The sequence below is a fragment of the Xiashengella succiniciproducens genome (genome assembly GCF_023674465.1).
Taxonomy (GTDB): Bacteria; Bacteroidota; Bacteroidia; order Bacteroidales; family Marinilabiliaceae; genus Geofilum; species Geofilum succiniciproducens.
This window is the reverse complement of record NZ_CP098400.1, coordinates 1143486-1169585: the sequence shown is the minus strand read 5'-3', so window position 1 is coordinate 1169585 and position 26100 is coordinate 1143486. Positions and strand designations below refer to the sequence as shown.

At 38.2% G+C, this 26100-nt stretch carries 19 protein-coding genes and 1 pseudogene; 12 read left to right on the top strand and 8 right to left on the bottom strand.

Features of this window, described 5'->3' with window-relative positions; all coding sequences use genetic code 11:
* Positions 1-104 precede the first annotated feature (104 nt).
* Positions 105-1625, top strand: a pseudogene (locus tag M9189_RS04885) (IS1182 family transposase); the annotation flags it as partial.
* Between the two features lie 207 nt (positions 1626-1832).
* Here M9189_RS04885 and fabG read toward each other — a convergent pair.
* The 4 genes from fabG to sucD all read right to left on the bottom strand — a co-directional run bounded on the left by fabG (position 1833) and on the right by sucD (position 5488).
* The gene (gene fabG, locus M9189_RS04880; RefSeq protein WP_250725055.1) at positions 1833-2579 is read right to left on the bottom strand and encodes a 3-oxoacyl-[acyl-carrier-protein] reductase; all 747 of its coding nucleotides are present in this window, start codon (positions 2577-2579) and stop codon (positions 1833-1835) included.
* A gap of 113 nt (positions 2580-2692) precedes the next feature.
* Entirely contained in the window at positions 2693-3751 is a 1059-nt protein-coding gene (locus M9189_RS04875; protein WP_250725054.1) for a mechanosensitive ion channel family protein, read from the bottom strand.
* A gap of 11 nt (positions 3752-3762) precedes the next feature.
* The gene (locus M9189_RS04870; protein ID WP_250725053.1) at positions 3763-4509 is read right to left on the bottom strand and encodes an SIR2 family NAD-dependent protein deacylase; all 747 of its coding nucleotides are present in this window, start codon (positions 4507-4509) and stop codon (positions 3763-3765) included.
* Between the two features lie 94 nt (positions 4510-4603).
* The gene (sucD, locus tag M9189_RS04865) at positions 4604-5488 is read right to left on the bottom strand and encodes a succinate--CoA ligase subunit alpha (RefSeq protein ID WP_250725052.1); all 885 of its coding nucleotides are present in this window, start codon (positions 5486-5488) and stop codon (positions 4604-4606) included.
* Positions 5489-5601: 113 nt separating this feature from the next.
* Here sucD and mnmE point away from each other — a divergent pair, with 113 nt between their 5' ends.
* Entirely contained in the window at positions 5602-7014 is a 1413-nt protein-coding gene (gene mnmE, locus M9189_RS04860; RefSeq protein ID WP_250725051.1) for a tRNA uridine-5-carboxymethylaminomethyl(34) synthesis GTPase MnmE, read from the top strand.
* A gap of 140 nt (positions 7015-7154) precedes the next feature.
* On the opposite strand, the gene M9189_RS04855 is transcribed toward mnmE, so the two are convergent.
* The 3 genes from M9189_RS04855 to M9189_RS12935 all read right to left on the bottom strand — a co-directional run bounded on the left by M9189_RS04855 (position 7155) and on the right by M9189_RS12935 (position 8913).
* On the bottom strand, positions 7155-8210 hold the full coding sequence (locus tag M9189_RS04855; protein WP_250723317.1) for a transposase: 1056 nt from the start codon (positions 8208-8210) through the stop codon (positions 7155-7157).
* Positions 8203-8556 (bottom strand): ISAon1 family transposase N-terminal region protein, encoded by a 354-nt coding sequence (locus M9189_RS04850; protein ID WP_088656172.1) that lies wholly within the window; start codon positions 8554-8556, stop codon positions 8203-8205. Before M9189_RS04850 ends, M9189_RS04855 begins: the two co-directional genes overlap by 8 nt.
* A 75-nt stretch (positions 8557-8631) precedes the next feature.
* Positions 8632-8913, bottom strand: coding sequence for a nuclease-related domain-containing protein (locus tag M9189_RS12935; protein WP_419184190.1), 282 nt, complete (start codon positions 8911-8913; stop codon positions 8632-8634).
* A gap of 269 nt (positions 8914-9182) precedes the next feature.
* Between M9189_RS12935 and M9189_RS04845 the strand changes: the two genes are divergently transcribed.
* From M9189_RS04845 to pglX, 5 genes are read left to right on the top strand one after another with little or no spacing between them, the layout of a single operon-like run.
* A complete protein-coding gene (locus M9189_RS04845) occupies positions 9183-9392 on the top strand; it encodes a helix-turn-helix domain-containing protein (protein ID WP_250725050.1) in 210 nt (69 codons plus the stop codon).
* Positions 9370-9972 (top strand): BrxA family protein, encoded by a 603-nt coding sequence (locus M9189_RS04840; RefSeq protein ID WP_250725049.1) that lies wholly within the window; start codon positions 9370-9372, stop codon positions 9970-9972. The genes M9189_RS04845 and M9189_RS04840 overlap by 23 nt, the downstream gene beginning before the upstream one ends.
* A complete protein-coding gene (locus M9189_RS04835) occupies positions 9972-10577 on the top strand; it encodes a BREX protein BrxB domain-containing protein (protein ID WP_250725048.1) in 606 nt (201 codons plus the stop codon). Before M9189_RS04840 ends, M9189_RS04835 begins: the two co-directional genes overlap by 1 nt.
* A gap of 10 nt (positions 10578-10587) precedes the next feature.
* On the top strand, positions 10588-14109 hold the full coding sequence (gene brxC / locus M9189_RS04830; RefSeq protein ID WP_250725046.1) for a BREX system P-loop protein BrxC: 3522 nt from the start codon (positions 10588-10590) through the stop codon (positions 14107-14109).
* A 1-nt stretch (position 14110) separates the two neighbouring features.
* Entirely contained in the window at positions 14111-16081 is a 1971-nt protein-coding gene (pglX, locus tag M9189_RS04825; protein WP_250725045.1) for a BREX-1 system adenine-specific DNA-methyltransferase PglX, read from the top strand.
* Positions 16082-16296: 215 nt separating this feature from the next.
* Here pglX and M9189_RS04820 read toward each other — a convergent pair whose 3' ends face one another.
* Positions 16297-17682 (bottom strand): IS1380 family transposase, encoded by a 1386-nt coding sequence (locus tag M9189_RS04820; protein ID WP_250722148.1) that lies wholly within the window; start codon positions 17680-17682, stop codon positions 16297-16299.
* Between the two features lie 105 nt (positions 17683-17787).
* Here M9189_RS04820 and M9189_RS04815 point away from each other — a divergent pair, with 105 nt between their 5' ends.
* The 5 genes from M9189_RS04815 to brxL all read left to right on the top strand — a co-directional run bounded on the left by M9189_RS04815 (position 17788) and on the right by brxL (position 25835).
* On the top strand, positions 17788-19485 hold the full coding sequence (locus M9189_RS04815) for a BREX-1 system adenine-specific DNA-methyltransferase PglX (RefSeq protein WP_250725044.1): 1698 nt from the start codon (positions 17788-17790) through the stop codon (positions 19483-19485).
* Between the two features lie 140 nt (positions 19486-19625).
* Positions 19626-19973, top strand: coding sequence for a helix-turn-helix transcriptional regulator (locus M9189_RS04810; protein WP_250725043.1), 348 nt, complete (start codon positions 19626-19628; stop codon positions 19971-19973).
* Positions 19967-21253, top strand: coding sequence for a type II toxin-antitoxin system HipA family toxin (locus tag M9189_RS04805; protein ID WP_250725042.1), 1287 nt, complete (start codon positions 19967-19969; stop codon positions 21251-21253). Before M9189_RS04810 ends, M9189_RS04805 begins: the two co-directional genes overlap by 7 nt.
* Complete coding sequence (gene pglZ / locus M9189_RS04800) at positions 21250-23802, top strand: BREX-1 system phosphatase PglZ type A (RefSeq protein WP_250725041.1); 2553 nt, start codon at positions 21250-21252, stop codon at positions 23800-23802. Before M9189_RS04805 ends, pglZ begins: the two co-directional genes overlap by 4 nt.
* Positions 23802-25835 carry a BREX system Lon protease-like protein BrxL gene (gene brxL, locus M9189_RS04795; RefSeq protein WP_250725040.1) on the top strand — a complete coding sequence of 678 codons (2034 nt, stop codon included), beginning with the start codon at positions 23802-23804 and terminating at the stop codon, positions 25833-25835. Before pglZ ends, brxL begins: the two co-directional genes overlap by 1 nt.
* The last annotated feature ends 265 nt before the right edge of the window (positions 25836-26100 follow it).

The following is a 26100-nucleotide window of genomic DNA, read 5'->3' as shown; positions in this document are numbered from 1 at the left end:
TGTCTAAAAAGATTAGGCAGTCTCTTTTTTTGTTTGATTTTTTTCTCGAAAAAGTTGGTTATATAATTGATATATAGTATATTAATGCTATAAATCAATCCATAATGAAAAAAGTTGTTTTCAAAGAGCTTCCAAACAATCAAGCTCAGTTATTCCCTGAAAACCTCTTGGATCGCATACCAGCAGACCATCCAGTTCGTCTGGTTGATAAGGTTGTAGATCAACTGGATATCTCTTCTATACTAAATAAATACAAAGGTGGTGGTGCTAGCAGTTTTCATCCAAGAATGATGGTTAAAATACTGTTCTACAGTTATTTAAACAACATATTTTCGTGCAGAAAGATTGAAAAGGCTTTACAAGAGAATATTCATTTTATCTGGTTATCAAAGGGCTGTGTTCCAGACTTTAGAACAATCAATTATTTTAGGAGTACCCGTTTGCAGGGAGAAATTAAGACCATCTTTGCAGAAGTAGTTAGATTACTGCATGGTATGGGGTTTGTGAGTCTTCAGGTACAGTATGTTGATGGAACAAAAATAGAAGCTACCTCAAACAGGTACACCTTTGTATGGCGAGGCACAGTTGAGAAAAACAAAGCAAAACTGGAAGAAAGGATAAGGAGTATTCTTAAAGATATTGATAGTCAAATTAAAGAGGACTCAAAAACTCTCAACAAAGAAGATTTGCCCCAATCAATAGACTCAGATTTATTAAAAAGCAAAATAGCTGAGCTTAACACCAGGCTTAAGGATACAAATAAGTCCACATCTAAGCAACTAAAGCAATTACAGGAGGAACATCTGCCACGGTTGGAGAAATACGAGAAGCAACTTGACACTCTGGGGGATCGCAACAGTTTTAGCAAGACTGACGAGGATGCTACTTTCATGCGAATGAAAGAAGATCATATGAAGAATGGGCAGCTGAAACCAGCTTATAATCCTCAGATTAGTACAGAGAACCAGATTATTACCCATTACAGTATCCATCAAACCCCAGGTGATACAAGAACATTAAAGTGTCATCTGGAGGGATTTAAAAACCAATATGGAAGTCATAGCTCTACGGTCGTTGCAGACGCCGGCTACGGAAGCGAGGAGAATTATGAATACCTGGAAGCAAATAATATAGAGTACTTTGTCAAGTACAACTACTTCCACAAAGAACAGAAAAGAGCATTTAAAAAGAATGCATTTCTAAGCCAAAACCTATATTACAACGAACATGAAGATTATTATGTATGCCCGATGGGACAGCATATGACCAATAAAGGTGAAAGAAAAGTGACTTCTGAGAATGGGTATGTATCAAAGGTGACACGTTATCAAGCGCAAAACTGTACTGGATGCCCGTTGCGCGGACTTTGTTTTCAAGCTACCGGTAATCGAATAATAGAGATCAATCACAGGTTAAGGATCCTAAAAAAGAAGGCCAGGGAACAGCTATTAAGTGAACAGGGCCTATATCACAGAAGTAGACGCCCAATAGAACCGGAAGCAGTGTTTGGACAAATAAAACACAACAACAAGTTCACCAGATTTACACTGAAAGGCCTTAAGAAAGTTGAAATCGAGTTTGGCCTGATAGCTATTGCTCATAACTTAAGAAAAATCATAGGCAAAGGTGCGTGTGTTTCAAAAACAGTACTTCAAAATGCAATTTTCTTCTTGTTTGAACCCCTATATGCAAAAATCCAAAAAGGAATATGGAATTTTCGTAAACATGTTCATCTAAAAATCGAAATCTATTCTTATCAAGTTGCTTAAATTGAAAAAGAGGTTGCCCTTAATTGGACAACCTCTTCTATGATACTACTATGTTTGAACCTATTAGGTATTCATACCACCGCAAACGTTGATTACCTGACCTGTAACATACGACGACAGGTCTGATGCCAGAAACACGCAAACATTTGCTACATCTTCGGGAGTTCCTCCCCTCTTCATCGGGATTTGAGCTTCCCATGCCTTCTTAACATCCTCGGGCAATACACCTGTCATTTCGGTGATGATAAAGCCAGGAGCTACTGCATTGTGACGGATTCCGCGTACACCCATTTCCTTGGCGGCCGACTTGGTAAAACCAATGATGCCCGCCTTTGAAGCCGAATAGTTGATTTGGTTGGCATTACCCGAAACACCCACCACCGAACTCATGTTGATGACGCTGCCACCGGCCTGCTTCCACATAATGGGCTGCACCGCCTTGGTGAAGTTGAAAACTGATTTCAGGTTAACTGCGATCACGGCATCCCACTGATCTTCAGTCATACGCTTCAGGGCACCGTCCTTGGTGATCCCTGCATTGTTAACTAATATATCAACCCTTCCAAACTCCTTCACAATCTCCTCCACCACACGCATGGTGTCGTCGTAATTGGCGGCGTTGGAAGCATAACCCTTTACCTTAACCCCCAAAGCGGCAATTTCCTTCTCGGTCTGCTCCGCCGACTCGTTGATGGCCAAATCGGTAAAAGCAATATTACAGCCTTCCTGCGCGTAACGGACGGCAATGGCTTTTCCAATACCCCGGGCAGCGCCGGTAATAATCGCTGTTTTTCCTTCGAGTAATTTCATCTCTTTACTTTTTTAGTTAATGTGCACATACCCAAGGGCATCGCATCTTACATAAGTTTTAGCTTGGGCCCGCTGGGCTCCACAAAGTTAGAAAAAAATGCCTTTGCAACAAGCTAGCGACCTCCCTCCTCCATCTGCACCCGCTTTCGGGGCAAAAATTGCGGATAATTCACACGAATGAACTCAATCAAGTCTTCGCGCAATTTAACCCGAAGATCCCAGGCCGTACCCGAATCCTTAGCACTGGCCAGGGCCCGCAACTCCATAGTATTTTCCGTAGCATTGGTCACCTGCAACACATTCACCTTACCGTCCCAATGCGGATTGTCGGCCAGGGCCTGGGTCATGAATTCACGCAGGGCCGGCACAGGAAAACCATAATCCACATAAATAAAAACCGTACCCAAAATCTCCGCCGTTTGCCGCGTCCAATTCTGAAAAGGCCTCTCTATAAAGTAATTTACCGGCACCACCAGGCGCCGCTTGTCCCAAATCGCCACCACCACGTAAGTCAGGGTAATTTCCTCAATGCGTCCCCACTCCCCCTCAACAATCACCACATCGTCGAGTCGTATGGGCTGCGTTATGGCCAACTGAAAACCCGCCAGCAGCATAGAAATACTTTTTTGTGCGGCAAAACCAATAATGATGCCCGCAATACCCGCCGAAGCCAGCAGACTTACCCCAATCTGTCGAATGGACTCAAAACTGAGTAAAACAGTGACCACAAAAAAGAAGAGAATTAAGAACACCACTATGCGCTCAAAAACCTTTAACTGGGTATGAATCTTACGCGCCTTTAGATTATCGGCCACCCCCAAATCGTAGCTCAACAAAATGACCTCCTTCACCGCCTTAACCACCGCTATGGCCAGCCAACTGAGCACCGCAAGAAACAAGACATAAAACAACTGTCCCAAATCAAGTCCCTCCATCAGCACCCCCTGAAAACGCAAGCGCACAAAATTAAGGGCAACCAACAGCACCAATACCTTTAAAGGGTACTGCACAAAGCCGGCCACCCTGCGCAATGCCGGGTTTTTGTAACGGCGCAGCACCCGTTTAAAAAGGCGAAACAACCAAATGGCCGCCACAAAACCAGCCAGCAACATCAATGCCGCAACCAGCAGCTCCGACCACCAACCTGCTTCCGTCATCCATTCCTGTAGCATAATTACTTTTTTTAAGCATCAAACAACAAAGGTTCCAGCGCAGCCATTACCTCCCCGGCTTTACCCGTTAAGTGAATATGCGTAACATCCCGGGTAAAAAGCGAGTCTTCGGGATTAATTTCAATAACCACCGCCCCGTTTCTTCGCGCCTCCTGCGGAATAAGCGCAGCCGGCATCACCTCTCCGGTACTGCCCATGATCAGACAAACATCCGCCTTGCGGGCCGCTTCCAGACTGTCGGCGTAAGCCTTCTCCGGGATACTCTCACCAAAAAAGACAAAATCCGGCTTCATAAGGCCTCCGCACTTCTTGCATCTCAGGGGCATTACACTGAAATCAGCATCTGCTGCACTGATTCGGTCTTTGCATCCCAGACAAATCAGTTTTTGGGCATTGCCATGAAACTCGTAAACCACCTTCGAACCGGCCTCCTGATGGAGGTTGTCAATATTTTGGGTAACAACGCATTTGAGCATACCTGCAGCCTCCATACGTGCCAGCACCTGATGCGCCTTGTTGGGTTTAGCCTTTCCGAAAAAATCGTAAAAAATCTCCCGTACCACAGGCCATGATTCCTCGGGTCGGGTCCTAAAATAATCTAGTTCCAGTATATGCGGGTCATAGCGGGACCAGATACTGTTTTCTCCTCTGAAAGGAGGAATACCACTTTCAACTGAGATACCGGCACCTGTAAAAGCCATGCAATACCTGGCTTTCCTGATCAGGGAGGCAACTTCAATAAATAAATCTTTATCCATTGTTGATAGCTTTCAAGAAGACCTTAAAATTAGCAAAAACTATCAGACCTTGAACAGACTTATTGCCTAGCTTAGCATTTACAGTTTTCCGGAGCTACACAGCTTTTCTGGACTGGAGGGCCTTGACCATAGTAACGCCGATTTCGGCAGGCGACTCAACAACGTAGATACCGCATTTACGCATGATTTCCATCTTGGCCGCCGCTGTGTCAGCAGCACCTCCAACTATCGCACCGGCATGGCCCATACGGCGTCCGGGAGGAGCTGTTTGTCCAGCAATAAAACCTACCACAGGCTTGGTTCCATGATCCCTGATCCACTCAGCTGCATCCGACTCCATGCTTCCACCGATCTCCCCTATCATAATAATACCTTCGGTATCGGGGTCTTCCATAAGCAGCTTGACCGCTTCAAGAGTTGAAGTGCCAATTACCGGGTCACCACCTATTCCGATGCAGGAACTTTGACCAAGACCTTGTTTTGTAAGCTGGTCAACTGCCTCATAGGTAAGAGTACCCGAGCGGCTTACAACGCCAATCGTTCCCTGTTTATGGATAAAGCCCGGCATAATACCGACCTTGGCCTTACCTGGAGAAATCACCCCGGGACAGTTGGGACCTATCAGTCTGACTTCTTTGTCGCGCAGGTAGTACTTTACCCTCACCATGTCGCCAACAGGGATACCCTCTGTAATGGCAACAATAACAGATATGCCGGCTTCGGCAGCTTCCATAATGGCGTCTGCCGCAAAGGCAGGCGGCACAAATACAACTGAAGTATCGGCACCGGTGGCATTCACTGCCTCCTTTACTGTATTGAATACAGGCAGTCCCAGGTGAACAATCCCTCCTTTTCCGGGGGTAACCCCACCTACAACATCAGTACCGTATTCAAGCATCTGTCCGGCATGGAATGTTCCTTCGCTACCGGTAAAGCCCTGAACTATAACCTTTGAATTCTGGTCGATCAATACACTCATATTAACTGATTGTTAGAATTCGTATATTCTTAAAGTTAACATTATTTACAACACCGGGAAAGTCTAATAGTTCACAAGAAAAATAAGCTTAATTTTGCTGGAAATGATGAGCGATGAATCATAACGACACTATATGCGCCATTTCAACGGCGCCCGGAATGGGAGCAATAGCAGTACTGAGGCTTTCAGGACCAAAGGCATTCGAAATATGCGACAAGATATTCAAGGCCGCAGCTAAAGGCAAAAAAATTGTTGACCAGCCGGGCAACTCGATCCATTTCGGCAGAATAAATGATGGAGAAAAAGATATTGATGAAGTTCTGGTAAGTGTATTTCGTGGACCACACAGTTTTACCGGAGAAAACGTTGTGGAAATAGCCTGTCACGGAGCCCCCTACATACAGCAGCAGATACTGAAACTGCTAACCGGCAGTGGCGCCCGTCTCGCAGAGCCGGGCGAGTTTACCCAGCGCGCCTTCCTTAATGGCAAGATGGACCTTAGCCAGGCTGAGGCCGTAGCCGACCTTATTGCAGCTAGAAGCGAAGCCGCCCGGAGGGTGGCTTTGCAACAGATGCGGGGTGGTTTTTCGGATGAGTTGATGAATCTGAGGGATCGTTTGCTTTGGTTTATATCGCTTATCGAACTGGAACTAGATTTTAGTGAGGAAGATGTGGAGTTTGCCGACCGTTCCCAGCTTAGGGCTCTGGTTGACGAGATTGAAGCTCATATCAGAAAACTGGTAAACTCCTTTTCACTGGGTAATGCTATCAAAAATGGTATTCCAGTAGCTATCGTGGGGCATACAAACGTGGGTAAGAGCACGCTGCTAAATGCCTTGCTGAATGAGGAAAGAGCCATTGTATCAGACATCCATGGCACCACCCGCGATGCAATTGAGGATGTTGTGAACCTTGGAGGCTTTAGTTTCCGCTTTATAGATACTGCCGGAATTAGGGAAACAGCCGACAAGATTGAGAGTATAGGGATCAATATCACCTACAACAAGATCAAGCAGGCAAGCATAGTGCTGTTATTGCTTGATGCAGGCGATAGTGACGAGAAGCTTCACAAGGCCGTTGAGCATATCAAGAGCCTCATAGACAGTAACAGTCAGCAATTGCTTGTAGTGATTAACAAGTGTGACCTAAGTGATACAGATACCATAGTCAGACGGTTTGCGCTTTCTGAGTTTAGTGAATTAAGCGGTAGCGACGGACTGGTAGCAATCTCAGCAAAATATAGGCAAAATCTGGATAAGCTGATTGCAGAACTCCTCAAGACCGTTGATACAAGAGCCATTGACAGTGACGAGGTGATAGTCACCAACGTCCGCCATCATGAGGCATTGAGCCTGGCTCTCAACAGCCTGCTGCGTGTTAAAGGAGGACTGGAACAGGGCATCTCAGGCGATTTCCTGGCCCAGGACATCCGCGAAGTATTGCACCATATCGGCTCAATCACCGGCCAGATCTCTACCGACGAGATATTGGGCAATATCTTTAGGAACTTTTGTATCGGAAAGTAACCGGCGGAAAATAACGATAAACAATAACAAACAATAGTAAGTAAAACGCTGAAAATGAAATATTTTCAGCGTTTTTTGTTACGTTTTCATTATGTTTGTTTGCAGGTATTTAGGATCACCCGCAAAAACATGTGTTTAGCTCATGCATAAATTAGAGTTAACCTGTAGAGAAAGAAGTTAACATCAATGACTCCTCTAAGTTGGGTCCTAAAGTGTTTGATTTTCGCATTAAGGGATTCTGCTGATGCATTGGTTGACCGGTTAACAAAGTAGTTCAAGATCTCCTTTTCTCTTTGATAGATTGTTGCTGAAACCGTATTGAATGCGTCATTTTCAAAATCAGTCACTTTGTTATACCACTTCTTTAGTGCCTCTGCCGCCGACTCCTTTGTTGCCATCTTGTTGGAAAAGATCATGCGTAAGGAGTGTGTCAGGCTATAGGCGGTTCTCAGTTTTGGAAAGTACTTAAATAGAAGCTCAGCTCTTAGCTTTTGAGTCTCGGTCCAGTTGTCGGCAGAGGTCATAAGAAGGTATCTGCTGCGTGTAACCAATTCACATAAGGTGTCTCCATTTTCAAGGTATTCGGGTTTATAGGCTTCATTCTTGCGATTAGGTTTCCTGCCACGGTTACTAACCTTATTTTTCTTTCTGCTGACCATTCTCCGATGCAACTTCATTTTGTGCTGCTCTCGATTCTCAATTTCCATTTTGCGCGCCTCACGCTTTATTTGCAGCCTGGTCTCCTGCATAGCCTCATTACATAACTGCTGAACATGAAAGCGATCCAGCGTTATTATGGCATCCGGAAAGCACTTTTCTACAATGGCATGCATGCTGTCAGAAAAGTCCATTGTGACCTCTTTAACCAGCAGGCGCGTTTCAAACGGGAGTGTCTTTACTACTTTAACAACATCGTTTATCTTCGTTCCTTTAACAATAGCAACGATGGTGCCTTTGCGCCCGCGAGCACTCTTGTTTGATATTATCGTGTAGAGCTCTCCTCTGGAAAGTGATGTTTCATCGATACTGAGAGAGGCTCCCATATTCTCAGGAAATAGAAGCCATGATTGCGCATGTTCAGCATCAGACCACTCAGAAAAACCACTTAAATGCTCTTTGTAGGCCCGCTCAAATTGGTCGCCCTGTATAGGATAATAACGCTCAAGAGATCGCCCTGTTATGGGGTGTTTATCCAACAAATTCTTTTAAAAAAGCCGCAAACTCATTGGAGTAGCGGGTGCCCTTACATATCAGGCTCCAATCTCGTGAAACGCTCTGGCCTCGAGCATCAAGCCATCGCCGTCGGCGTAAGTGAAGCACTGCCTGCCTGTCTCGTATAGGAAAATCTCCCATTAAGGATTCAGGATAAAAACCATTTGGCTTAAGCACATCAACATGGTCCGGAGGGATGTTTAGTTCTTCCAGATAGAGGTGAAGACGTTTGTCCTGCTCAACCTTTTCCTCTTCGACTTTCACTAAACTGAACGATTTGCTGATCTCCTCTGGGAGCATCAGCTTGGCTAATTCAATGTAAGCATTCATAGTGGTCTTGTTCGTTGGTACTAAAGCTACAACGCCAAGGTTGAAAAGACAATACAATAATGCTTGATACAGAGTTTAATTCCACAGGTTTTTACTGGTGATCCCGTTTTCACTACCAAATATCCAACCTTTATAGTTTTTGGTTTCTATGACAAATATACCGTATTTGGATACTACGACATGATCTATTTGAGACATTAGTCCATTGTAAAACAATTTGACATCGTGTATTATTTTATATTCTTTTTTATTCAGAAATAAGAGTACAAATCGGATAAGTAATTCTCCTAAAAAACCTTTTATTTTGGGTTTTAAAATTTGAAAAACAATTGATAATACGATTAATAGAATTATCAATTTGAATAAAGGATTATCAAAAATTGTTTTAAAAATTTCTAATGCTTTCAACTTAAAGATTTGTATCAGTTAATAATAAATGATTAATAGTGTATAAAGATAAATATTATTGAATAAAACCGTGCATTGTGCGGTTTACCGTATTACACTTAATTAGTTCTTATTTATTTTTATTGAGCATTATTCCATACGATTATTTATTGAAAAAATTAACGCTTTTTATCTCAAATAATTCACTATTTTTACCTTGAATCATTACCTAAAGTTAAATGAATAGGATTAAAGAAGTTATAGATGAAAAGGGTATTAAGCAAACTTGGCTAGCTGAAAAGTTAGGCAAAAGCTTTAATATGGTTAATGGTTATGTACAAAATAGGCATCAGCCTAGTTTGGAGACTTTGTACAAAATTGCTGCAATACTCAATGTGAGTGTAAAGGATTTATTAGTAGATAACGATGAAAAAAGAGATGAAATATAATTTAGCATTTACAGCAGGTGCGCTTTTGTATAATGAATCTCTTTATTTCATACAAGCGATTGATTATACAGAAGATTATTTGAAAAATGAATTTTCTGTACATAGTGATGTTTTAGTAACCAATGCAGAGTCTTCACGGAAAAGAATAAAAAGTGAATTAGATAAGCGATTAAAGAATTTAGATGTCGATTATTTAAATAAATTTTCTCTATTCACGGAGCAAGATCAAAAAGTAATCTTGTTTTTAGCGATTTGTAAAACCTATTCCATTATTACAGAATTCGCACTAGAAGTCGTATTCAACAAATGGAAAAACTTCGATAACGAGCTAAGTACGTATGATTTTAAATACTTCTTATCTTCTAAATTATCTGAAGAACAGTTGAATTCAATTTCTGAACACTCGCTTTATAAATTATCGCAAGTAGCAGTGAAAATGTTTAAAGATGTAGGAGTATTTAAAGAAGATAAGTTGTCTACTGTTCATATTTCTGATGAATTAGTTGAGTTATTGAAAACGAAAGGAGATGCTTGGTTTTTACCTTGTATCTTAAACCCTAATGTAGAAGATACAGAATAATGGAAATAAATAGAATTGAAAGAATCTTTAATTTGCTTTCTGACGAAGCATTCAAAGATCCCAATACGGGTTTATTGTTCTTTCCAGTATATATGTATACGTATGATCCGAAAGATGAATACCAAATTCGTGAAGAAATAAACATATTAAACGAGCAACTTAAGCGCCCTTCCAATAGCTTAAATTGTTTGGTAATTAATATTTACCAGGAGTTTATTGCCTATCTTGAATCTCAAACTTTTGCTGGTCAACCTTTAATTGATGAAATTATCAATTTAGAAAGTGAAGCTCCAGAGGAAGCGCTAGAATACATCAAAGAAAAAGCACAAGAAGAGAGTGAATTCCTAAATTATATCCGAGAAAAAATCACATCGTATTTCAAAGAAAAATCAAGTGATAAGGTGTATTTTTTGGTTTACGGATTTGGGACTATTTTCCCTTATTTACGTGTTTCACATTTCTTGAAAAATATCGAAAAATCAGCGGTAAATCATAAATTGATTGTTTTCTATCCAGGAGACTTTAAACATTCAAATTACTCATTGTTTGGAGAATTCAATGATGATAATTTATACAGAGCTAACCATTTAAATCAACTACTATAATATAAAAGACATGATTCTACAATATATTTATGAAAAGGATATTACACGTCATATCAACCCGGCTGTAGTAGTAAGTGAACTTGAAGAAAATAAAATTGAACAGGAGATTGGTGAGTATGTCTTTACACAAGATATCGTCAAAAATTTATATAAATTCTTAAATGCCATTACCAACAAAAAGGAAGGTAAAACTGGAGTTTGGATTTCTGGTTATTATGGGAGTGGTAAATCTCACTTTATAAAATATCTCTTCTATTGCTTAAATAAAGAAACCCGTGCATTTGCTTTTGATCGTTTCAAAAAAGCATTGATAGATTTAAAATTAGATGATCTTTCAGAGGTTACACTTTCAAATGTTCAACTAATCCAAAATAGCTTAGACAAAACAGATGTCAATGAAATAATTTTCAATGTTGATGCTGTTTCGGGTACTGTTAAAAATAACAATACCATCACGCGTATTTTATTTAATCAGTTAAATGCCAAACGTGGTTACAATACCACGAACATTGCAGTAGCTTTATTGATAGAAAAGCACTTTGATCAAAAAGGACTTTTCGAAACATTTAAAGAGAAGGTTAAGGCAGTAATTGGCGAAGATTGGCACGAGTCTAAAATTCGTGACATCATTCGTATGCGATTAGCTAAAGTGATTGATATTGCTTATGAATTGGATGCTACGATCGATAAAGACGCCTTACGAAATGCCATCAAAGAAGATCAAGATTATCGTATAGATGAGTTGATCCAAGAATTGAAAGATTATGTCAATCAAAAAGGCGATAATCACAAATTAATTTTCTTGATGGACGAGGTGTCTCAATACATTGGGGCTAACACGGATTTATTATTGAATCTACAAACCATTGTAGAAGAAATAGGCTCTAAAATTGGTAACAAAGTTTGGATTGTATGTACCGCACAACAAGATTTAAAGAACTTAGTTAACAATACCGATAGAAAATCAGAGGATTTTGGTAAAATCATGGGGCGTTTTGAGACTATGATTTCACTAGATTCTCAGGATGCAGCGTATATTACACAAAAAAGAATTCTTGAGAAAAACGAAGAAGGATTAAAAGCCTTAGTTCCATTTTATAAAGAAAACAAAGGCGCGATTGAAAATCAATTTGTTTTCGATCATGACTTGTACAACAATTACAAGAATGCCGAAGATTTTTATTTGTCTTATCCATTTGTTCCGTACCAATTCCGATTGATTTCGGATGTATTCCAATCATTCAGTACGGTTGGTTATGTGGGCGAAGGCGTTAAAAATACCGAACGTGCAATTCTGGGGATTACACATTATACAGCGGAAAAACACAAGTTGAATGAGTTAGGGTATTTTATTTCTTTTGATAATTTCTTTAACGATCAATTCAGTAAAAACCTAACCCATGCAGCCAATTCAATTCTGAATAAAGCCTTACAAATTCAGTTCGATGGAGACTTAAAACCTTTCGCTGACCGTGTGATTAAGGTTTTATTCATGATTTCCAATCTTACCGAAGATACAAGTGTAAATTTACCTGCTACCATAGAAAACTTAACCATATTGCTATTAAACAATGTCAATGAGGTTAAAATAAATCTACAAGAAAAAGTTCAGAAAGTATTGGATATTCTTGTAGATAAAAATATCATTCAAGTATCGGAAGGGAAGTATAAATTCCTAGATGACGAAGGAATTAAAGTAGCCAATGCCATTTCAGATTCAGAAGTAAAATCCAACTCTCGTTTAACATACTTTTTTGATAGTATCATCAAAAAGGTGGTGAAACCAGATGCAGCGATTAACTTAGGAAATAGAACTATCAAAGCTGAATTAGCGATTGATGATAAAATTTTGGTCAATGGAGATGCTTTTAAAATCAAGTTCATGGTTTTTGAGGCGGCTGATATCCATCAGTTGGCTATGACAGTAGCATCAAATGAATTATGTATCAACATCAACCAGTGGTTCCATCAACAAAACGATTTCAAAAAAGACTTTTTTACGTATTGCAAAACAGCGCAATATTTATCAGATAACCGTGCATCAGCTACAGGTACACGCGCGAAAACACTTGAAGAGTTTCACGGACGTAACGAAGTTTTACTAAAAGATTTAATCATTCGTTTTGAGAAATTATTTGCCTCTACGCCATTCATTTCGAATCAAAATGTGGTAGATGCATCTGATATTTCGAGCAGCAACCCAGCACAGCGATTCACTGATATGGTAAACTACCATATTCAGTCGTTATATAAAAACCATGCGTGGAGTGCAAATTTTGCGCAAAGTAACAACGATTTGCAAGAGGCGATCAAACGTGGTTTAATGCAAACATCTATGGATGTTGAATTAAATGTTGCCGAAAACGAGGTAAACAGCAAAATTACCATGTTAGGCAATGAAGTATCATTAGCTGACTTGGTTAAAATGTTTGAAAAAGCGCCGTACGGTTGGAAAGATTTAGCAACCCTACATATCGTATTCAACCTAGCGCATAAAAAACACCGCCAAATTGAATACCAAAATGAGGTGTTAGAACTAAAAGACTTTTATGCCAAAGCGATTAATAGCAGAGATCGTGAGGCCATCATTATCAAAAATCTAAAGGCTTACAATCAAGAGGAAGTTGCACAGTTCAAAAATGCGGTGAAAGATATTTTTATCACCTTATCTTTTGCAAATTCGGCAGAAGTAACAGAGCTGATTAAGCAATTTAAAGAAGCACTTGCTGTTTATTTGATAGAAGCAAATCACTACAAAGAAGAATACGCAGGCTATCCGTTTGCTAAACATTTCAACAACTTCCACGCTGCTCTCAGAGAAATCTACGAAACGCGTAGCGAAGAAAAGGTGATGACCTTGGTAAGTAGTAAGCAAAAGGAATTGAAAGCATTTCGTGATGTGTATGTGGCTACCAAGGAGTTTGTGGATAGTAATTTTGAAAGCTACAACGAAATGAGAAACTATGTTTTCGATAACAAACAAAACATCGAAAAGGTAGATCTTGCAGATGATTTACAAAACTTGATTCAATACTTCCAAACGGAAGATCAACCAGGGGACAGTTTCCCTATTATTCGTAAAACGAATAAAAAAATAACACAAGCTTTAGAAAAACGTTTAACGGAGTTGAAAGCAGAAGTCATCGCATTGTATGAAGCTATTTTTAATGAATTGGATGCGAAAAAGCAAGAACTGAACATCACAGAGCCGCATATCATTGCAGATAAAGCAACTATATTGGGTAAAATTGAAAAAGCAAAACAAGTAAGCGAGCTGGAGATTTTTCAATTAAAAGCGACCGATTTTAAACTGGATAATCTAAAGCTTTTACAAGATGCAAGTGCTAAAAAAGTAGCGGCTGAAAAAGGAGAAACCTATGTACCTAAAACCATACATACCGTTCAAGTTTCTGCAGATATCATTGCGGGGAATACCATCGAAACGCCAGAACAGGTGGATGCATTGGTAGAAAAACTACGCAATAAGCTAATGGTTGAATTAAGTAAAAACGGTAAAATATTCTTGAAATAACATGAATACAAACGCATTAAAATCGTTTGCAAAAGCTGCGCGCATCCAGTTAGTGGATGCTGTGGCGAAGCAAATACTATATTGGGGCTTTTCTCAAAAAGGAGAAGTAGAAAATGAACCGACAGCAACGCAAGGGGGATATGTTCATCGTGGCGAACCATATAATGACACAACCGTAATACCCAAATGGCAACGCCTGAAAGAAAAAATAACTTCAAACAAAGAAGCTTTTAAAGATGTTGCTGAAGAGGCGGCTTATACCTGGTTCAACCGTTTGGTTGCCATCAAAGTATTAGAAGAAAATGGTTTCATCGAACCCTTTTTACAATTTGCCGATGGTACACAAAGTCCGATTGCTCTGCAAAATGCCAAAGCTGGGAACCATACAGTAACGCATTCTACCTTAAAAGCCAATTTAAAAAAGGCTTTGTTAGAGAATGATGAAGAAACCGCATTTTCTATACTGTTGATCAATTTTTGTAATACTCATCCGTTGCTCAATCAGGTGTTTGGGCGAGTGAACGATTATACCGAATTGTTGATTCCTCAAAATTTGTTGAGTATTGATGGCTTTTTGTTAGCGTTGAATACCGAAATTGCCGAAGAAGATTTCAAAGAAGTAGAATTGATCGGTTGGTTGTATCAGTTTTACATTTCTGACAAAAAAGACGAGGTCTTCAAAGGTTTTAAAGCGAATAAAAAAGCACGTCCTGAAGATATTCCTGCTGCTACCCAAATCTTTACACCAAAATGGATAGTAAACTACATGGTAGAAAATACCGTGGGTAAAATCTATCTGGATTTTGAAGAAGATTCGGATTTAAAAGACCAAATGAAGTATTTGGTGGAAAATGAAACCGAAGGCAAAGGTGCTTTAATTGACGATATCGAACAATTAACGTTGATTGATCCGGCCTGTGGATCGGGGCATATTTTAGTAGTAGGTTTTGAGTGGTTGTACAAAATGTACCGAGAACAAGGCTATACGGCTAAAAATGCGATTGAAAGCATCTTGAAAAACAATTTGTATGGTTTGGATATTGACGATAGAGCCATGCAATTGGCACGTTTTGCAGTATTGCTCAAAGCAGCACAACAGCTACAGCAAGTAGATATCAGCCAAGCGATGGAGTTGATGAACAACCCATTGGATGTGATACCGCATATCTATGCTTTCCCAGAAAGTATAGGCTTTACGTCGGAAGAAGTAGCCTTGTTTACGCAAAACCAACACGTACAAGAGGTGTACAAAGCATTTGAGGCCTTACGCGAAGGAAAAAACATTGGTTCGGCTTTAAAAATTAGCTTAAGCGATACAGCTCGCGAGGTTTTAATAGCGCAATACTATGCGTGGAGCAACAAAGACAAACAAGGAACATTGGATATAGAAGAAATTGGAGTTTGGTACAAACTAAAAAGCTATACCGAAGTAGCTTTAGTGCTTTCTAAAAAATACGCCGCTGTAGTAGCAAACCCGCCGTATATGGGGCAAAAATCTATGAATGCGCAATTAAAGGATTATGTAAATGCACAGTATCCGATGACTAAGGCGGATTTATTTGCTGTATTTATGGAGGTGTGTTTGGCATTGAACCGTTCAAATGGATTGATGGGGATGATCAACCAACACTCTTGGATGTTCTTGTCTTCTTTTGAGAATTACAGAACACACTTACTTTTAAACCAGACCATACAAAGTATGTTGCACTTGGGTCCACGTACATTTGAAGAATTATCGGGTGAAGTGGTACAGTCTACGGCTTTTGTGTTAGAAAATAGAACACCTCAAAACGCCAAAGGTTCTTACTATCGTTTGGTGGATTACAAATCCAATAACGAGAAAGAAGAACAATTTTTAAAAGGTACTAATTTTTACCCCAACATCCCACAAACCAATTTTGATAAAATACCAGGTAGCCCGATTGCGTATTGGGTGAGTAAGAATATAATAAAAATTTTTAATAAAACCTAAATTGAGCGATTCGTAATTTCACCTGCCCCCGTCGTCTCACTTGATTTCAAAAAAACGGAAATTTTCTCAGAGGTAGGCTTCTTTCGTGTACTTTTTCAACGAAAATTCAGTTCTGTTTTTCACTCAAACCGAACTTTATCGCATTTTCTATGGGTCTGGACATAAGTCTCCCATTACCACTACGGGTTTACAATCCTGAGGTATGTTGTTCTGCCTTATGCAAACTGAATTTTCGGCGGTGACTGACACCGTTCCCATAACTCTTCAATATTTATCGTTTCATAAATTACTCTGGTGACATTCAGGACAATACTCCTTGCCCTTGAGGTTATCTTGACAGCAAAATCAATAAGCTTTCTTCTGAATGTATTAGGATATACGGTTACCGGAATAACCTCTGCGGTAACATCTTGTTTGTATGCTTCGAAAATAAAGTGTGTAACTACCAGCATAAAATAATAGGCTCTGTTCATTCCAAAGGATTTAAAAGGAAGTTGTTCTCTGGTAGCAAGCTCTTTAATGCTACGATGTATCAACTCGTCGGCTCCTCTTTGGTGTGATTTTCGTATGATGGTATCAGCTTTAAACCACTCATCTCCACCGGATGCCCGAAGCCTTTTGTCAGCGACAGGACAGTTCCCGATATTGGTATAGATGACGCTGTCAGGCTTACCAAATTCCATTACGTACTGCCCGGTATCATCCCGGTGCAATCTGGTAAAAAAGCAACGACGAAACTTGGACCAGGATTTCAACTTGCTGGCAAATTCCGCAAATTGCCAGACTGCTTTATTTTTAGTGATTTTGCCCAAAGTGTCAATGGGTAAAGCCTTTACATATTCAGTAACATCATTGTACAATTTTCCTGTTGTAATGTAATGTATATTAAGCTCTTGCTCGAATATCTCGTACGCTTTCTGATCCGCAAACCCACTATCGGCGCACACCACAATAGGGACTTCTTTGGAGTATCTCTTGCGTATCAGATTTACTATAGAGCGTACCCTGTCGGTGTAATCTGATCCATGATTGGAATGAGCACTTCCTTTTCTAAAGGTCACGTCTATCAGAAACGAGCCCCAGCATATATGAAGTGGCTGAAACCCTTTCTTACGCTTGTAAGTGACCTCGCAACCTTCGCGTTTCGCAGCATCGTCATTATCCAAAACCATGGTGTCAATGCCCAGTTCTATAACTTTGGGTTTGGATATGTGAAGCCTCCAGATAAACAGTTCATTAAGTATCTTATTGAATACCGAGTTTGAAATAACGGACAGCTTCCCAAAAAAACGTTTGACCTGGTGAGAAGAGGCCAATTGGTCGGTCTTGCATTCAAGCAAACATGCATATCCTTCATCCTTTTTACTTTGATCAAAACTGCTTATGGCCATATTTGTGCCATCTATAAAAAATGCAACAATCTGTTTTACAAACTGTTGAAGCTGCAAGCCTTTGCTGTTTCCAGTAAGCAGAGAAGAAACATTACGCGATATTAGCCCATATAAGCCAATTTGCTCAGTGTAGCGAAGAAATAAAGGGAGCCCTCCACGACCAGAAATTTTATTGGTTGTAATGCCGATTTTTGTTATCTTCGTACTCATAAAAGATAGTCTTGTGCACCTAAATGGTGAAGTGTTGTTTTTTTATTTTAATACCTCTAAAATACACATTATCAAGGTTATAAGCAAGCTATCTTTTATTTTTTTTTGTATAAATCGCTCAATATAGGTAAAAATAAATTAGGGGATAAAGGACAAATAATAACAGGTATTACAACAGGTAAGAATGACATATTCTTAAAATTATGGCATGAATTATCAAGAAATAAAATTAATTTAGATTTAATCAACATTTCTGATTTTTCTGAAAATAAGAATTGGATTCCATATTCAAAAGGGGGAAATTTTAGAAAATGGTATGGAAATTTAGAATATTTTGTTAATTGGAATAGAAAAACTGAATTTAATAGATCAAAAACAACTTTGCAACATCTTTATTTTAAGGAAGGTTTTACCTGGTCTTTTATTACAACAGGAAAATTTAATGCGAGAATTTTACCTAAAGGTTTTTTATGGGATGTAGCTGGATCACCTGCAATTTTTGAAAATGATAAGCAAAAATATTCATATTTAGCATTAGTTAATTCAAATTTATGCCAAAAAATTTTAGATATTTTTAATCCCACAATGAATTACCAATCTATTGATGTACAAAATATACCTTTAGATGATAATATTCTTAATACTAATATCAGTGAAATAACTGAAAATTGTTATTCCATTTCCAAAAAAGACTGGGATTCTCGCGAAATCTCTTGGGATTTTGAGCAAAGTCCTTTGTTAGGGATTAGGGAACAGGGAGTAGTGGAGAGTGATAAGGGATTTGTAGACAGGGAAAAGGGATTAGGGAATAGTGGTAAGGGAAGTGTTTCGTTGAAAGCGGCTTATGAAGCTTGGGTAGCAGAAGTGAGCCAAGATTTCTTTCAATTGCACACCAACGAAGAAGAACTCAACCGTATTTTTATCGATATCTATGGTCTACAAGACGAGCTAACGCCAGAAGTAGCTCTAAAAGACATTACCATCTTACAAGACGAGCTCAAAGCCGAGGATTTAGAAGCGTTAGAGCCAGCCTTCAGAGCAGGCGAAAAGGTAGTACTGCCTATTCAGGCTAATGTAGTGATGCAGCAGTTTTTATCTTATCTCGTAGGTACTTTATTAGGTCGTTACCGTTTAGGGCGTAAAGGCTTGCATATCGCGCATCCGAATCCAACGGATGAAGAATTGGCACCGTACCCAGTAGATAATGTCGCTTTACCTTTCCAAATGGAAATCGATGAAGATGCGATTATTCCGATCATGGGTAGCACTTGTGCCTTCCCAGACGATGCGGTAAAACGGGTAGATGATATCATCCACCGCATTTGGGGCGATGCATCCCATACCGAAAACCTCAACTTCATCAACCAATGTTTAGGCATGGATTATGAAAAATGGATGTGCGAGCAGTTTTGGGCGTACCATATTTCGGGAACCATGTACAAGAAAAAACCGATCTATTGGTTATTCTGTTCTAATCCAAAATCACCACAAAAATCAGCTTTCCGTGTGTTAGTGTACATGCACCGCATGGATGCGTACACCGTACAGAAAATTTTACGTAACTATTTGCATCCGCACATCGAGTACGTAAAAGGAAAGTATGAGGAAATGCATGCCAACGAGGCGAACTTAACCAAGCAAGAATTCAAGGCCTATGAAAATTTAGCCAAACAAATTTCAGAGCTAAAAGAATACGAGCAAAAGCTAAAAGAAGTTGCCAACCAGCAAATCACATTCGACCTTGACGATGGCGTTAAGGTGAACTATGCTAAGTTTGAAGGTGTAGTTGCGGTAATTAAGTAAGTCGTTTTAATGAACAATATATAACGCATAAACTGAATTATATTTGGTTTATGCGTTTTTTTTTGTACATTAGCTATAGAATAAAAATTATATTTTTTATTGTACAGAATACAATTCATTAATAGTTTTATTTATGCTTTATGAACAATATAATAGACATTGCTGCTTTATCAGATAAAGCTATTTTACAAAAAATAGGTTTTTTTGTGCAGCAAACACGTATTAAGGAAAATCTTACGCAAGGTGAGTTAGCACAACAAGCGGCTATCAGCCGCACCACTTTAAGCTTGCTAGAGCGTGGTGAAAATATTTCGTTGAGTAATCTCATCAAAATCTTACGTATCCTAAATGCTTTATATGTACTAAACAGCTTTGATGTGCAGGAAGAATTGAGTCCAATAGCCTTAGCTAAAGGCGAAAAGCAAAAACGACAAAGAGCATCAAAAGCACCTAACCCACAACAAGACAATTCAGATTTAGGATGGTAACAACCGCATTTGTGAATATATATGGGAAACGTGTAGGGGCTGTAGCTTGGGATTCCAATAGAGGATTAGCAAGTTTTGAGTATGATCCTCAATTCAAGTTAGAGGAGCTTCCGATTGCCCCCATTAAAATGCCCAACAAAAACCGTATTTATAGTTTTCCGGAATTTAGAGATAACGAAACTTTTAAAGGATTGCCTGGCTTGTTAGCCGATGCATTGCCCGATCGTTATGGGAAAGAATTAATCAATGCATGGTTAGCGCGTCAAGGTCGTCCGGAGAATAGTTTAAATCCGGTAGAGTTGTTATGCTTCATCGGAAAAAGAGGAATGGGCGCCTTAGAATTTGAGCCGGTTACAGGCAAGGAATCAAATTCTTACGATTTGGAATTATCGGATTTAATAGAAACTACCAAAGCGTTATTAGAAAAAAAAGAAGAACTACACATTAGTACCCAACACAACATGGAAGATGTCATGTTGGATGTACTAAAGATGGGAACTTCTGCCGGTGGAGCGCGCCCAAAAGCAATCATTGCCTACAACGAAAAAACAGGTAAAATCAAATCGGGCCAAACCTTAGCTCAAGAGGGATTCGAGCATTGGTTAATCAAATTTGATGAAATCAGCGATGTGCAATTTGGAATTTCTAAAGGTTATGGTCGTGTAGAAATGGCGTATTACAAAATGGCTACAGATTTTGGGATCGACATGATGGAATCTCGATTGGTTGAAGAAAACAATCGGGTGCATTTTATGACCAAACGTTTTGATCGTATAGGTGGCAATCAAAAAGTACATAGCCAAACGTTATGTGCCTTACAGCATTACGATTTTGCTAATATCACGTCCTACAGCTATGAACAAGTGTTTCAGACGATGCGTTTATTGCGCTTATCTTATGCAGAGGCAGAACAAATGTATAAACGTATGGTGTTTAATGTCGTAGCACGCAATTGTGACGATCACACCAAAAACTTTGCATTCTTAATGGATACGCAAGGAAAATGGAAATTAGCACCTGCTTATGATATTTGTTTTGCCTATCGTCCAGATAGTGTATGGGTGAGCCAGCACAACTTGAGTATCAACGGAAAACGCAAAAACTTTGAACGCAAAGATTTAATAAGTATTGCCGAACAAAACTCGATTCGCAATCCAGAAAAAATCATCGATCAAGCACTAGATTTAGTAAAAAACTGGAAGCAATATGCGGAGATGTTTCAAGTAGAGCCAACATTGGCACAGCAAATAGCAGGTGAATTAATAAAAGAAATGAAATGATAATAGATAAAATACGCAATAAGTTTAAAGAAATTACCACGCCTATATTATTGTTCTTTGATCCGGAACAAGAATATAGAGAAGAAGTTTTGGCTATAGATGAACCTGATTTTAAAGTGTTGGAAGTAAACAACAACTACTTTAAAGTAAAATATGAAATAGAAATACTTCATCCTGGATCTAAATTCCTGTTGTATCATCCGTTTGCTAGACCATCAAAGTACTCGATAAAGGAATACCCTTTGGCGGATTTATTATATGCCAATCAAGAATTAATTGTAGACGAGTCAGCGGATATTCTATCAAAATATGCCATTCATCATGCGCATGCTCCGCTAATTTTACAATACAAACGTTTTGTGAAAGCAGCAAAATATCAAACCAAGCTATTGCCTGTTTTAACAGCAAAACCATTTAATGAATATAAATTCAAAAATGCTATTCTTTCTTTAATTCTAAATGAAAAGAAAATAGCAAATGATACCTTTAACCTCATTGGTTTATTTGAATTGCTTAACCAATCGGAAGAGCAATGGGACAAACAATGGAAAGCAATTACAAGAGAAAAGCTTACTGATGTTATTACAGAAATCGTTTACAATTGTACACATATACAGCTAGAAGAAGTAAGTGCCAATGCACTACAATCGCTATTCTTAAAATTGAAGTACAATATCATTACTAAAAATAGTAAAGAAGCCAGTTCAAAAGATCCATACAAGCAACTGAAGATTACAGACGATGTAACCTTATCTAAAATTGATGTTTTCTTTAAGGAATGGAGCGACGATAAAACGAAAGGGGCTCAATTAGAAGAGGTAATGTTAAATCTGGGTAAAGGTATTGATGAAACTAAAATTGTAGAAGCCTATGATGGTACACTAACTTTTGGTATCAAAACCCAGCAAATTATGCAGCATGAAATCAAAAAATTGCTGGCTGACATCAAAGACAATCCTAATCAAGTAGTGGAAACACTAAAAGATTGGCAGGTGAATAATGAAGTTAATGAAGATTTTGATCAAGAAATTGATTTTATAAAATATACGGCGTTGTATTATCGCTTACGTAGGAATTACAGCGATTTCGATTTTAATTTTATTGAAGATTATATTCAAAAATACCAACAGGAACTTTATAAACTAGATGGCTACTACAGACATGCGTATACAGCATATCAACACATAGAAAAGGAAAAAGAGGCTAAAGATTTTACGGAAGTTTTTCAAGAGTTAAATAAAAATTACGATCAATTTTTAATTGAAATCAATCAAGCATGGATGAAGATTTTAGCCGAAAATGATTTCAATTTAAACGCGACAAAAATAAAAAAGCAGTACAATTTCTATAAGGATTTCGTTGCTGTAAATCCAAATAAAAAAGTGGTCATCATCTCCGATGGATTTAGATTTGAACTCGCAAAAGATTTAATCAACGAATTAAAAGTAGATGCTACAAATGCGATTGATCTTGAGGCAATAGTTGCTTCTATTCCTTCGTACACCAATTTAGGAATGTCCAATCTATTACCGAACAATGGTATTGAAGCGATAGTGGGAGAGAATTCCATTGATTATGCAATTAATGGAATTAAAACAAATAGCACGAACAGAGAAAAGATATTGCAACAAGTGGAACCTAATGCGCTGGTTTTAGATTATGCAAGTTTTATGCGGTTAGGTGTTGTAGGGCAAAGAGAGATTTTGAAACCGGCTCGTTTGGTGTATATTTATCATAACTGGATGGATAATATTGGAGACAAACGCAGTTCTGAGTATTATACCTTTGAAGCAGCAGAGCAGTGTGTGGATCAATTAAAATTATTGATTAAGAAACTTTACAGCAGCTTAAATATATACAACATTTATGTGACGGCAGATCATGGTTTCTTGTTCAATTACAATGAGATAAAAGAAAATTCGAGACAAGTATTTCCATCAGTAACTAATTGTTTAAAAGAACATACACGCTTTTGTATAACCTTAGACAAGCAAAAGTCGAAAGATCTATTTACAGTACCTTTAGAAAACACAACCAATATACAAACAGAAGCAGCAGTCCTTTTACCAAAAGGTATCAATCGCTTCCGTAAATTAGGTGGTTTTGGAGTGCAATTTGTGCATGGAGGTGCTTCCTTACAAGAATTAATTGTTCCGGTAATTCAACTATCTAGACAAAGAAATACAAAATTCGAAGAGGTCACTTTTACTCGTTTGGATCAAGTAAGATCGATGGCAACAAGTTCTGCTAAATTCAAAATATTACAAGATCAAGCGGTGGGTGATAAGTACAAAGGCACTAGTGTACTCTTTGCTCTATACGACCTGGACAATCATCTAATCTCAAATGAAGTGGAGATAAAGTTAGAAGCGGTAAGTGAACAACCTTCTGAACGCATGTTTGAGTTCAAACTGGATTTAAATGCCTTGGGTTCTAGTACCCAAACAGCCTATTTAAAAGCGTATAACACGAAAGATTTAGACCGTTTAAATCCTATCATTAATGATTTAATTAAGATCAATACATTAACCGAAATTGATGAATTCTAATGAAAGAACTTGATAAAAAAACAATCGAACATTTCGAAGGTAAAGTCGTTCGAAAAGATTTAACGAAATTACTGAAAGGTAATGCCGTAGTTCCGTCTTATGTATTAGAATATCTTTTAGGACAACATTGTTCTACCAACGATGAAGAAATCATTAAACACGGGATTGAAAAAGTAAAGTCCATCATTTCTAATCACTTTGTTCATCGTGATGAAGCGGAAGTGATCAAATCAGTGATTCGTGAAAAAGGTAATCATAGAATCATCGATAAAATTTCGGTTAAACTAAATGATAAGGCAGATCGCTACGAAGCTCGTTTTAGTAATTTAGGGCTAAATAATATTCCTATTGCAGATCAAATTGTTAAAGACAATCCGAAGATTTTAACCGAAGGAGTTTGGTCTTTAATCAATGTAGCGTATTTAGCTGTTGAAGAAAGAAATACACCACCTTGGATTATTGAGAGTGTAAAGCCTATTCAAATTTCTAATGTAGATATTCAATATTATAAAGAGGTACGTAGTCAATTTTCTACAACCGAATGGATGGATTTATTGATGCAATCCATAGGTCTTAATCCAGAGGAATTTTCTACAAGATCTAAACTTATTCAGTTAGCTCGCTTAATTCCATTTACGGAAAACAATTATAATTTAATTGAATTAGGTCCAAAAGGGACAGGAAAGTCTCATATCTATTCAGAGTTATCACCTCATGGTATTTTAATTTCTGGAGGTGAAGTATCAAAAGCAAAGTTATTTGTTAATAACTCCAATGGTAATATTGGTTTAGTTGGTTATTGGGACGTCATTGCTTATGATGAATTTGCAGGGAAATCGAAAAAAGTAGATCGTGGCTTGGTCGATATCATGAAAAACTACATGGCCAATAAATCATTTTCTAGGGGGACAGATGTATATCAAGCAGAGGCTTCCATGGTTTTCGTAGGGAATACAGACCATTCGGTAAGTTATATGATGAAGCATAGTCACCTATTCGATGCTTTACCAAAGGATTATCAAGATACGGCATTCTTAGATCGTATTCATGCCTACATCCCAGGTTGGGAGGTTTCGAAGTTAAGAAATGAATTATTTACTTCAGATTTCGGATTTATTGTTGATTACATAGCAGAAGTACTTAAAGCACTAAGAAAAGAGGATTATAGTAAATTATACCAACAGTATTTCACTCTTTCTAATTCTATAACCACACGTGATAAAGTAGGTATTGAAAAAACGTTTTCTGGTTTAATTAAAATTCTTCATCCGGATTTAAATGTGAGCAAAGAAGATGTCAAACTGATTCTTGATTTTGCGATAGAATGTCGTAAGCGAGTTAAGGATCAATTGATTAAAATGGATGAAACTTTTAATGAAGATCCTGTAACATTTAGTTATGAAGATGCTGATAGTAAAGTAACGTATATTCAGACCTTGGAAGAACTGGAATACGGTAAACATTTAATACTTTCAGAAAATTCAATTGTGGAAACGAAAGAAAGTATCGATGAAATTACTACCCCTATCAGTACACATTTAAAAGTAATTGATTTAGCTCCTAAAACAGTAACCATAAGAGAGAATCAATCGAATGTTAGTTATGATAAATTATTCGGCGAATATCTAGTTGGAGTTCATCAAGTTACAATAGTAGACCCTTACATCCGAATGCCATACCAAGTACGAAATTTAATGGAATTGATACGTTTAATCATTTCAAAAAGAGTGGATGAAGAATTGATTGCTATCCACCTTAAAACATTCAATTCAGATGATAAAATACCAGAAATGATTGATACGTTTGATGACTTGCATGATTCTCTAATGGATATGGATGTAAATTTCACATACGAGTTTGATGAAAGCATTCATGATCGCAGTATTTCTCTGGATAATGGATGGACTATCTCACTAGGTCGAGGCTTAGATATTTGGCAACGAACTGGTGGAATGCTGGATTTTGCCGAGTATTATCAAGAAAAGAGGATATGCAAGGAGTTTAGTATGTATATAGTTAGAGGAGGGAAGTAGTTTGGAAATTTTACAGATTTGTATCCCTTTGGTTATAGCTATTTTTGCTATGGCCTTTCCTCTAGCAATTAATGAGATTGGAAGTATAAACTCAAAGTATAATTCCGAAAGAATAGTAGAGATTTTTAGAAAGGAGTTTGGTTGGAAGGTATTTTATTATCTTCTTATTTGCTCGTTGCTTTTGATTGCTGTCTATATATCTGGAAGAGTTTTCGGATTTAGTATTAGATACAATCATCTTTTAATTTGGACTATATTTATTTTT

Excerpts from the sequence above, each read along its gene's own strand:
- fabG (WP_250725055.1), bottom strand. The coding sequence starts at position 2,579 with ATGAAATTACTCGAAGGAAAAACAGCGATTATTACCGGCGCTGCCCGG.
- M9189_RS04875 (WP_250725054.1), bottom strand. The coding sequence starts at position 3,751 with ATGCTACAGGAATGGATGACGGAAGCAGGTTGGTGGTCGGAGCTGCTG.
- M9189_RS04870 (WP_250725053.1), bottom strand. The coding sequence starts at position 4,509 with ATGGATAAAGATTTATTTATTGAAGTTGCCTCCCTGATCAGGAAAGCC.
- sucD (WP_250725052.1), bottom strand. The coding sequence starts at position 5,488 with ATGAGTGTATTGATCGACCAGAATTCAAAGGTTATAGTTCAGGGCTTT.
- mnmE (WP_250725051.1), top strand. The coding sequence starts at position 5,602 with ATGAATCATAACGACACTATATGCGCCATTTCAACGGCGCCCGGAATG.
- M9189_RS04850 (WP_088656172.1), bottom strand. The coding sequence starts at position 8,556 with ATGAATGCTTACATTGAATTAGCCAAGCTGATGCTCCCAGAGGAGATC.
- M9189_RS04845 (WP_250725050.1), top strand. The coding sequence starts at position 9,183 with ATGAATAGGATTAAAGAAGTTATAGATGAAAAGGGTATTAAGCAAACT.
- M9189_RS04840 (WP_250725049.1), top strand. The coding sequence starts at position 9,370 with ATGAAAAAAGAGATGAAATATAATTTAGCATTTACAGCAGGTGCGCTT.
- M9189_RS04835 (WP_250725048.1), top strand. The coding sequence starts at position 9,972 with ATGGAAATAAATAGAATTGAAAGAATCTTTAATTTGCTTTCTGACGAA.
- brxC (WP_250725046.1), top strand. The coding sequence starts at position 10,588 with ATGATTCTACAATATATTTATGAAAAGGATATTACACGTCATATCAAC.
- pglX (WP_250725045.1), top strand. The coding sequence starts at position 14,111 with ATGAATACAAACGCATTAAAATCGTTTGCAAAAGCTGCGCGCATCCAG.
- M9189_RS04820 (WP_250722148.1), bottom strand. The coding sequence starts at position 17,682 with ATGAGTACGAAGATAACAAAAATCGGCATTACAACCAATAAAATTTCT.
- M9189_RS04810 (WP_250725043.1), top strand. The coding sequence starts at position 19,626 with ATGAACAATATAATAGACATTGCTGCTTTATCAGATAAAGCTATTTTA.
- M9189_RS04805 (WP_250725042.1), top strand. The coding sequence starts at position 19,967 with ATGGTAACAACCGCATTTGTGAATATATATGGGAAACGTGTAGGGGCT.
- pglZ (WP_250725041.1), top strand. The coding sequence starts at position 21,250 with ATGATAATAGATAAAATACGCAATAAGTTTAAAGAAATTACCACGCCT.
- brxL (WP_250725040.1), top strand. The coding sequence starts at position 23,802 with ATGAAAGAACTTGATAAAAAAACAATCGAACATTTCGAAGGTAAAGTC.